Annotated in this window: 7 protein-coding genes and 4 pseudogenes; 8 read left to right on the top strand and 3 right to left on the bottom strand. The window is 57.6% G+C overall.

The annotated features are described in order from the left end of the window. Nucleotides 1-10: 10 nt before the first annotated feature. The 4 genes and pseudogenes from EWE75_RS23045 to EWE75_RS23030 form a co-directional block, all read left to right on the top strand. Nucleotides 11-121, top strand: coding sequence for an SDR family oxidoreductase (locus EWE75_RS23045; RefSeq protein WP_427915817.1), 111 nt, complete (start codon nt 11-13; stop codon nt 119-121). Between the two features lie 11 nt (nt 122-132). Further along, complete coding sequence (locus EWE75_RS23040; protein ID WP_130160409.1) at nt 133-903, top strand: SDR family NAD(P)-dependent oxidoreductase; 771 nt, start codon at nt 133-135, stop codon at nt 901-903. A 240-nt stretch (nt 904-1,143) separates the two neighbouring features. Continuing rightward, on the top strand, nt 1,144-2,541 hold the full coding sequence (locus EWE75_RS23035; protein WP_130160407.1) for an FAD-binding oxidoreductase: 1,398 nt from the start codon (nt 1,144-1,146) through the stop codon (nt 2,539-2,541). A 2-nt stretch (nt 2,542-2,543) separates the two neighbouring features. Further along, nucleotides 2,544-2,786 (top strand): annotated as a pseudogene (locus tag EWE75_RS23030) (IS5/IS1182 family transposase); the annotation flags it as partial. Nucleotides 2,787-2,873: 87 nt separating this feature from the next. Here the strand turns inward: EWE75_RS23030 and EWE75_RS23025 are convergent. Continuing rightward, nucleotides 2,874-3,287 (bottom strand): hypothetical protein, encoded by a 414-nt coding sequence (locus EWE75_RS23025; RefSeq protein ID WP_130160406.1) that lies wholly within the window; start codon nt 3,285-3,287, stop codon nt 2,874-2,876. Between the two features lie 468 nt (nt 3,288-3,755). Between EWE75_RS23025 and EWE75_RS23020 the strand changes: the two genes are divergently transcribed. The 4 genes and pseudogenes from EWE75_RS23020 to EWE75_RS23005 all read left to right on the top strand — a co-directional run. Next, on the top strand, nt 3,756-4,865 hold the full coding sequence (locus EWE75_RS23020) for an aromatic ring-hydroxylating oxygenase subunit alpha (protein WP_165388504.1): 1,110 nt from the start codon (nt 3,756-3,758) through the stop codon (nt 4,863-4,865). 208 nt (nt 4,866-5,073) lie between these two features. After that, nucleotides 5,074-5,916: an enoyl-CoA hydratase/isomerase family protein gene (locus EWE75_RS23015; RefSeq protein ID WP_130160404.1), complete on the top strand. Its 843-nt coding sequence runs from the start codon at nt 5,074-5,076 to the stop codon at nt 5,914-5,916. 129 nt (nt 5,917-6,045) lie between these two features. Continuing rightward, a pseudogene (locus EWE75_RS25815) lies at nt 6,046-6,642 on the top strand (IS21 family transposase); the annotation flags it as partial. Nucleotides 6,643-6,908: 266 nt separating this feature from the next. Then, a pseudogene (locus tag EWE75_RS23005) lies at nt 6,909-7,076 on the top strand (IS66 family transposase); the annotation flags it as partial. A gap of 154 nt (nt 7,077-7,230) precedes the next feature. Here the strand turns inward: EWE75_RS23005 and EWE75_RS23000 are convergent. Next, nucleotides 7,231-9,396: a TonB-dependent receptor gene (locus EWE75_RS23000; RefSeq protein WP_130160403.1), complete on the bottom strand. Its 2,166-nt coding sequence runs from the start codon at nt 9,394-9,396 to the stop codon at nt 7,231-7,233. A 272-nt stretch (nt 9,397-9,668) separates the two neighbouring features. Next, a pseudogene (locus EWE75_RS25810) lies at nt 9,669-9,781 on the bottom strand (IS630 family transposase); the annotation flags it as partial.

Raw genomic sequence — 9,781 nt, 5'->3', positions numbered from 1 at the left:
GCTGGGCCGAATGGCCGAGCCCGAAGAGATCGCCTCAGTCGTAGCTTTCCTCGCGTCTGACGATGCCAGTTTCATGACCGGCTCGGAACTGGTCGTCGACGGTGGCTACACCGCTAAATAAGAGTGAATGACATGGGCGGAGTTTTGGAAGGCGCGGTAGCGCTCGTTACAGGAGCCAGCGGTGGCATAGGCAGCGCTACCGTGACGGCGATGCTGGAGGCGGGCGCCGAGGTCATCGCGACCGACCTGCGCGCGCCCGAGATCGGCACGCTGACGCTGGCGCATGACGTGACCGACGAGCAGGACTGGCAAAAGATCGCGGCGACCATTCAGGAGCGTTGGGGAAGGCTCGACGTGCTCGTCAATAACGCCGGCGTCGTCAAGATCGCAACGATCGAAGAACACTCTCTCGCCGACTGGCGGCGCGTGATGGCGGTCAATGCAGATTCGATGCTGCTTTCGCATAAGGCGATGCTGCCGTTACTCAAGGAAGCGGGCAAAACCCGCGAGGGCGGCGCATCGATCATCAACATCTCCTCGACCAGTGGTCTGGTCGGCAATTCTTTTTCGGCCGCTTATGGAGCCAGCAAGGGCGCGGTGCGGCTGTTTAGCAAATGTGCAGCGATCGAATTCGCTGCTTTGCGATACAATATTCGCGTCAACTCGGTTCACCCCGGGGGCGTCAAGACCAACATGAGTGAGCATATATTCGCGACGTTCGTGAAACTGGGCCTCGCACCGGACTTGGAGACGGCACGCGCCGAAGCTGATCGATTGATGGCGATGGGCCGCACGTGCGACCCCAAGGAAATCGCCAGCGGCATTGTATTCCTCGGTTCGACGGGAGCAAGCTTCATGACGGGGTCGGAACTGGTGATCGACGGGGGCTGGACCGCGAGCTGAGATGCGAAAGAGCGCCAACTTTCGCTTAAACGACAGCCATCATCGGCGCGGCGCTGGGACGAGCGCTGCGATACGAGTCTCTGGGCCAATGCCGAGCGATGGAAGGCGGAGTTCGGCGTCGAGCCAGTGAAGTTGCCGTAAGGCGAATCCAACGGCGCGGTGTATTGCACGGCGGGCGCAGACGTTGATGGCAAGTTATTACGGGCTGACCGAAAGGCATGGCCAGTTGAGGAGATCGGCATGACAAAGCATGAGACTATGCGTTCCGCAGGTTTGGACGCGGCATTCGGCGAACTTCAGGAGCTTCTCGGTGATAAGCTAAGCACTGCGTCGGGTGTCATCGCGCAATATGCTTCTGGAGAATCCTTTCCGGATGCCTATCCGCCCGACGCGGTGGCATTTCCGAGCTCGACCGACGAGGTCAGCGAAATTGCCAAAATATGCCACCGCCATCGTCTCCCGATGGTGGCGAGCGGTGCAGGCACATCGCTGGAGGGCCATATCGCGGCGCCGTCCGGTGGACTTGCCGTCAATTTTGCCAAGATGGATCGCATCCTCGAGGTCAATGAATCCGATCTCGATTGCGGTGTCGAGCCGGGGGTCACGCGCGAGCAGCTCAACCATTATCTGCGTGACCGCGGCCTCTTCTTTCCTATCGATCCTGGCGCTGATGCGTCGATCGGTGGCATGGCGTCTACACGCGCCTCCGGTACGAATGCGGTGCGTTATGGCACCATGGCGCAAAACGTCCTGGGGCTGACCATTGTCCAGCCGGACGGCACCGTGATCCGGACGGGCGGACGAGCGCGAAAGTCCTCTGCAGGCTATGACCTTACACGGCTGTATGTCGGCTCCGAAGGCACATTGGGATTCATTACCGAAATAAAGCTGCGGCTCTACGGCATTCCTGAATCGATCCTTTCTGCCACCTGCGGTTTTCAAACGCTGGCTGGCGCGGTTGAAACAGTCATGCAGACCATTCAGCTCGGCATCCCCATTGCGCGGGTCGAGTTCATGGACGAGACGCAGGTTCGCGCTTGCAATGCCTATTCAGCGCTCAGGCTTCCCGAGCAGCCCCATCTGTTCCTCGAGTTCCACGGCAGTCCGGCAGGCACGGAAGAGCAGGCGCAGGTCGTCGCCGAACTGGCAGAAGCGAATTGCGGCAGCGGCTTCACATGGGCCACGTCTTCCGAGGAGCGCAACCGTCTTTGGAGAGCGCGGCACAACGCCTACCACGCCAATCGCGCCTTCCGCCCGAATGCGACGATCTGGGCTTCTGATGTTGCGGTGCCTATCAGCGAGTTGCCGAATGCCGTCTTGTCGGTTCGCGCCGACATCGAGCGCAACGGATTGTCGGCTCCGATCGTAGGTCATGTCGGAGACGGCAATTTCCATGTGTCATTCCTGATCGCACCCGATGATGCCGATGAAAAGCGCCGCGCCGAGGATGTCTATTCACGCATGATCCATGCCGCCATCGCCGCCGGTGGAACATGCACGGGCGAGCATGGGATCGGCATGGTGAAGCAGGATTATCTGATCGAGGAGGCAGGCGCTGACGCGGTCGCTTCCATGCGGGCCATCAAACAGGCACTCGACCCACTCAATCTCATGAATCCTGGCAAGATATTCGCCTAACCTCGCCCACCATCCGCCGCGAGCTCAAGCGACGCAGCGCCATCGAGCCGATAATCGGGCACACAAAATCTGACGGACTACTCGAGCGGAAGCATCTCGCCGGCGCTCAGGGCGATGCGATCAACGCGCTTCTCGTCGCTGCCGGCCACAATATGCGACTGCTCGTCGCCTGGCTCGCCGCGCTTTGGCGTGCGTTCCTCGCATGGATCGCGCTCGTCCTCCCGGTCCAGCCCACAGCCGCCTGAAAACCTGCGGCTGCGCGCATCGACCGCCCGTAGTCCGACCTCGCGCAACGAGACACCTTTTGCCGACATCGAGTTGTTCACGGACGACTAGCGTACAACCTCAACGTCCAACCGCAGATCCTGGACCAGAACGTCCTCGTAGCCTTTGAACCGCGAACCCACTGGGGCCTTGGCCTTGAGGCGCACCTCGCGTGTCACCACCAGCTTTGACTTCACCGTCCCGCGCCGGCGCTTCACCCGCTTCCTGCCCTTGGCGGGCTCGGGCTGAGTCGACTTCTCCATACCCGATGGCTTCGGCTTGAGCTTCGGACGCGGCGGCAGGCCCTTCAGTTGCCTGATCTCGTCCCGCAGTGCCTCATTCTCGACCTTGAGCTCTTCGTTCTGGGCCCGAAGCGTCTCGCTCTCTTCAGCCAACCGGTCGCAACGTTCAACCAGCGTAGCAACAACACGCCGAAGGTCGAAATCGCCCTCATCACCGTCAATGCCGCCGCCAGAAGTCATCCATAGCCTGAATAAAACTTCGCATGCCTCCGCAAGACCCTTGCCCGGAAATCTGCCCCGGTTACCTCGGTCGGCAGCTTACCTGATGAAAAACGAGCTTCTCGGGTGCTGGACGCAAAACTTCGGAGAAACTGGTCGGCGGGTTGGCGTGTCTGTGGATAACCATTCTCGCTTATGAGATTGGTCGCCGGTCGCGAAATAGGACAATCGGGAGATGCTCGGCTGGCCTTTCGCGTATTAGCCGATGCAGATAATGGGTGTCTGCCGCCGATAGGGCAGCCGGTGTAAGGCTCGGCGTTTTGCAGTCCTTCGCCGCTTGGACGGTCGCGGCAAACGCATATAGGATAATGTCGAGCAGAGGACCTCCATCCAATTGGACGATAGTAGCATATTTAGCGTCGCCCATAGCTTTATGCTTGACGCGGGCGGGGTAGTCTTCTCGAAAATGTAGGATTGAGGATCATTTTCGTGCCTGAAGCCAAGATAGAGTATTTGCGAAACGCCTGGTATGCGGCAGCTTGGTCGGACGAAGTTGGCAGAACGCCACTTTCCCGGACATTTTTGGACCAACCGGTCGTCATGTTTCGCGAGGAGGATGGAGCGCCCGTCGCCTTGGCGGATCGCTGCCCGCACAGGTTTGCCCCACTCTCGAAAGGCAAGCTGGTCGAAAACGCCATCGAGTGCCCCTATCACGGCCTGCGGTTCGGCAGCGACGGTAGCTGTGTGCACAATTACCACGGGCCAGTGCCGAAGGCCGCTACGGTCCAGGCCTTCCCGTTGATGGAGCGGCATGGCGTAGCATGGATCTGGATGGGGGATGCTGCCCAGGCAAGCGAGGACAAGCTGCCTGACTTTGGATCCTTTGATACCGATCCACGCTTTGCGGTGGTGCGCGGCTATCTTCCGGTTTCAGGCAACTACCAGCTTCCGGTCGACAATCTGCTGGACCTGACCCATGCCCAATTTCTGCACCCGGCCCTGGGTAACCCCGATTCCAGCGATAACTCGACCTTCAGTATGAAGAGCGAAGGCTCAACCGTCTGGGCGAAGTATTTTTTCAAGGGCGAGTCAGTGACGCCGTTCACCAGGATGATCTGGGAGAGCAAGTCTGAAACCTGCGATCGTTGGGCTCATATGCGTTGGGACGCACCAAGCAATCTTTATCTTGAGGTCGGTGTCACTGAGTGCGGTGCCTCTTCGGACGAAGCGCTTATGATCCCTTCTTACCATTTTCTGACGCCCGAAACCGCCAAGACATCGCATTACTTCTGGCTCAACGCCCGCAACGTCCGGATCGATGACAAAACACTGGATGAGATTTTCTGGAAGGGCGTGGACAGTGCATTTCGCCATGAGGATGAGCCGATGATCGCCCTCGTCCAGGAGCGAATGGGCGATGCAGACTTTGACGATTTGCGGCCGATCTTTCTCACCACAGACAGAGCAGCAGGCCGTGCTCGCCAGATACTGACCCAATTTATAAATGCCGAGCGCGTTGGGACTCCGCCCACTTCTGATCGCCAGCGTGAGGTGGCGTCTGGAAATGGCGCCGGCTTAACCGAGAAGGCGAATGTCTAGCCCGCAGATCGAATGAGCGTGTATTGCGTTGGATCTACCTTTCCAGGGCGTTCAATGTTCAAGGCAGGAACGGTCATCGGCGCCACCTCTATGGAAGGCTTTCGTCCTGCGCAAATTGACATTCCTCGAAATTATATAAATTGACGGATGATGTCAGCCGATAAAAGATCGACGTGACCTCATCTCGTCATAAATAGGAGAGGCCAAGATGTTCCATAAAGAGCTGTCGCAATACGCAGAACAATATCAGCGCTTCGTCTCATTGCATCGGGAAGAGGGGATTCTCGAGATCCGGTTGCATGGCCATGGCGACGATCAGGCTTCCATCATCTGGGATGTCGAGGTCCACCACGGTCTGTCACACCTCTTCTATGACATCGCCCGCGATCCCGAAAACAAGTGTGTCATCATCACTGGCACCGCTGATGGTTTTATCGCTCGCGAAGAAATTCCCAACTCTAAGCCCACGCCGGAAAATCCGGACCAAGCCGTTCCCTCTTTCATCTGGGATGGCGTCCTGTCCCATGGGCGGTACTTGCTGAATAATCTTCTCGAAATTGAAGTTCCGGTCATCGCAGCCGTCAATGGCCCCGCTCTCTATCACGCGGAGTTGGCTCTTTTGGGCGACATCGTTCTCGCCAGTGAAGAGGCTTCGTTTCAAGACACGCCGCACTTTTTCTCCAACATCGTACCTGGCGACGGCATTCAGACGCTTTTCCAGCGATTGATTAATCCTGTCAGGGCCGGCTATTTCCTGCTGACCGGCGAGAAGATTGGCGCCCGGAGAGCCTATGAACTCGGCCTCGTTAATGAGGTGCTGCCTGCCGACGAATTGCTGGCGCGGGCTTGGTACTGGGCGCGTTTCATCCTCGACAGGTCGCCTCTTGTCGTCAAATATTCGAGGATTGTGCTGACGCGACATTGGAAGAAGCTTTTCCTCGAAGAACATGGCTACGGTCTTGCACTCGAAGGGCTTGCCGTCGGTGCCGGGTCTCGCATGACTGAAAATGATCCCGCGAAGCGTGCGCGAGGCCATGACTACAATAATTAACCGTCCAGAAGCCCGAGCGTCAGCAAAAGCCGCGGATAATGGCAACTTTGGCGCCCCTTTGAGGGGTGGTTGTCGGTGACCGCGCCAAGCCGGGTAAGGCTGGATTCCTTCCGAGAAGGGATCTGACCATTGCCTGGCCGCCACGTCACCGATCACCAAAGGAAACTTTATACGAAGGCCCGACAGACAGATGGCGTCGCAGTCGCTGCGGCGATAGCATCGTTCGGCAAGTCGACCGCGTACTTGCTCGAAGGGGAAGGCCAGAGCGCGCCTCGGCCGTCAGAGGTGCGAGGACGGCGACGTCCAGACCCCTTGATCGACATCTTCGACGCTGAGGTGGTGCCGATGTTGAACGCTGCGCCGGGACTTCGGGCAGTCGGCATTTTCAGGGAACTGGAGCGCCGCCATCCCAGTCTGGATCCGGGCGTACGTCGAACGCTGGAACGACGTATCCGCGCATGGCGCGCGCTCAACGGCGTCGAGCAGGAAGTGATCTTTCGCCAGGTCCACGAGCCCAGGCGGATGGGGATGTCAGATTTTACCGAGATGGGCGACCTCGGCGCCCAGACTGTCACCGTCGCTGGTCAACGGCTGGATCACCGCTTTTACCATTTTCGTCTCGGCTACAGCGGGTTCGAGCATGCCCATGTCATTCTGGGTGGCGAGAGCTTCGTTGCCCTGGCGGAAGGGCTGCAGAACGCCCTGTGGGCATTGGGCGGCGTGCCGTGTGGATTGGCGTCCAAAGCGGGACCCGATCCAAGTCTTGATAACGGACTGATCCGGCGCGATTTTCGAGCTCAAGCCGTGCAGGGATCGGCGCGGATCTGGACCCCACTCTGGTACATTGTCGGCAGCCTTTTCAATCGCTTGCCGACAGGCTGCCGGGGTACCGCTTTGGACGCCGATCCACACGCATCGACCGCCCGTAGTCCGACCTCGCGCAACGAGACACCGAAACCGCCCCCTTTGCCGACATCGAGTTGTTCACGGACGACGAGATGGTCCAGGCGCCGACACCGAGCCGTCCGATCCCCGGCAGCATGGTCGGCGCCAGTCTCCTGGCCTATGTGCTGGTGTCGAAATTTGACGACCAGTTGCCGCTCTATCGGCAAAACGAGATTTTCGCGCGCATGGGCGCCGATATTCCGCGTAGCACCCTTGCCACTGCTATCGTGTTCTTGTGGACGTCCAACCCGACATACTTCACTGTACTGCTCATTGCTCGTCTCCATGCAGGAGGTCGCGCCGACCTGTCCGACGCGACCTCCTGAATATTACGAGACGGGGTCGCACAGCCTCAGGCCATCATGTGGTCTAGAAGCTGTATCCAAGCGTGATGCCATATGTACGGGGCGCGGCGGGGATAGCTACGTCCGACGCTCCGGCCGTGGCACCAATGAAGGTGTAATAGTAGGTGTTGGTGAGGTTGTTTCCCCAAACCGATACTCGCAAGCCATCATCACCTTCCCACCCAAGCGAGGCCGAAAGAGCCACATATTGCTTGACGAAGAGTCGGTTATCCAGTTCGCCGTAGGCCTTGCCGGAATACAGCAGATTGCTGCTCAGCTTCACGTGTCCGCTTTCAACGGGACGGCGATAATCGAAGCCGACATTCCCCGAATATTTGGGCGCGTACGGAAGGCGGTTGCCCTTCGCGTTGTAGGTTGGATCACCGAAATCGTCTAGGCCGTTGGACAGACGGTTCGTATTGGGCGCGCCAGGGAAGTCCCCAAGCTGGGTGTGCAAGTATCCCCCACTCGCATGCAGAGTAAGTTCACGCGTGATCCTGCCCGTCAGATCAGCTTCAATGCCGTAAATACTCGCGCTTGGCCCGTTAACTGTGGTGACAACTCCAGCGGCTCTCTTCTGAAACTGAATGTTCTTGAAGTTGTAATAGAAAGCCGCGGCGTTGAACGTGATCTTTCGATCAAAAAACTGCGTCTTCAAACCCGCTTCATAGGCGTCAATCTGTTCAGGCTGGTAAGCCTCGTTGAATGACGGAGCCGTTCCTAGGGCAAAATTGCCCGATTTCACACCCCGGTTATAAGAGATATAGCCAAGGACGTCAGGCGAAAACTTATAATCGAGAGACAGGCGCCAGGTGGGCTTGGACTTCAAATATTCCTTAGTCTGCTCCGGATCGACGAAAATCGGGCTGTTCACAATGGTTTCGGAGCCGATATAGGTTACCTTGTCGCGGCTGTACCGAATACCCGCTGTCAGATTGAGTTTGTCCGTCAGCGGGTAAGTACCCTGAGCGAACCCTGCGATCGATCGTGTTCGGCCTTGACCATACACCGACACACCGCCGATGGGCCCGAAAAGCACGCCCGTGACATTCACGGGATCGAAGGCTGTATCATAGTTGAAATAATATACGCCCGCGAGCCACTGGAACCGTGAGCTGGAAGGGGCCATGACATGGAACTCTTCGGATATCATGCGCGTACGCATGAAGAATTCCCCCTTGACGAAAGCCAAAGACGAAGTGTCCTGATCGAACACCTGATAGCCCGAGAATTTCTGGTAAGCCGAGATATTGCGGATCTGGAAGCCGCCAAAATCATGCGTCGCGGTGAGTGACCCGCCGTAGCTCTTACCGCTTATCGTCGACGCTACATCACCGGCAGTCCGATAACGCCCAAGGTAACCCTCTCCGGTGAGAAGGGTCGAGCCGGGAGGATTTTGTAAATCGATGTTATCGTGATCAAAATTGCTATAATTTCCGGATACCATGATCCGTGTCTTGTTATCGGGCGTGAACAGCAATTTACCGCGCAGATTGAAATCGCGCGCGTAGAATGCCTTCTGATCAAGGGTAACGTTCCTGCCCCAACCCTTGTTTTGATTTTGATATTGAATGGCAACGTTTGCCGAGACATTATCTGCTAGCACCCCCGAAACATAGGCCGATGCTTTGACGGTTTCGTAGTTCGCATAGCCGACATCGAAATTCATTTCGGGCGTGGACGACGGATCCTTGGTAATGACTTGCACCACGCCTCCCGTCGCATTGCGGCCGAAAAGCGTGCCTTGCGGGCCCTTCAACACCTCAATGCGCTCCAGTCCGTTGAATTCGAACACGTTCGCAAAGGTGGTCGGCTGATAAACTCCATCGACATAGATCGCGACAGAGCTTTCTGCGGCGAGGTCGCCGGACGAGAAGCCGATACCCCGCATGAAGAGGTTCGCGGAACCGTTCTGCTTATTGACCTGCAGGTTGGGAGACGCGGCCTGGAGTTGCGATATGCCGGTCACCCCAGAGTTGGACAGCGAGGATGCTCCAATCGCGCTGATCGAAATAGGCACATCCTGAAGTCGCTGATCGCGACGCTGCGCGGTAACGACAATATCGCCAGCGCCGATATCTGACGTATTTTCCTGCGGATGCTGAGCGGCACTACTAGTCTGCGCCTCGACGGGCTGGGCCAAGATGGTAATGGCCGAAACTCCGCCCAGCAATAGCATTTTAAGCGCCATCTTTAATCTCCTCACCCATTCTTATTATTCTGATAGAAACCAGAAATTTTTTGATCCCTCGGCTCCTCCCCTCTTGGCTACGGGGGCGGATGCCGGAAACCATTGAACGCGCGTTCATATGATAGGGGTATTAAACGATGTCAATCTCCTATGCTTCGCTCGGGGAAATGGCGGGCGCAATTTTAATCGTAATCATCTTAAGTCCGCTTGTCTGTGAGCGGTGAATTGAGGCTGGCATAGACCGGGCATCTATCGGAACCTAGTGCAGCGAGTCAGACGGAAGATGCAGGCAGTCTGGCGAGCTTGTCGAGGATTTGAGCGGCGGGCTTGGTCCAGACGAAGGGCTTTGGGTCGGCGTTGTGTTCCTTGAGGTAGCGATTGATGG

The sequence above is a fragment of the Sphingomonas populi genome (assembly GCF_004208535.1).
Lineage (GTDB): Bacteria > Pseudomonadota > Alphaproteobacteria > Sphingomonadales > Sphingomonadaceae > Sphingomonas > Sphingomonas populi.
This window is presented reverse-complemented; position numbering and strand designations above follow the sequence as displayed.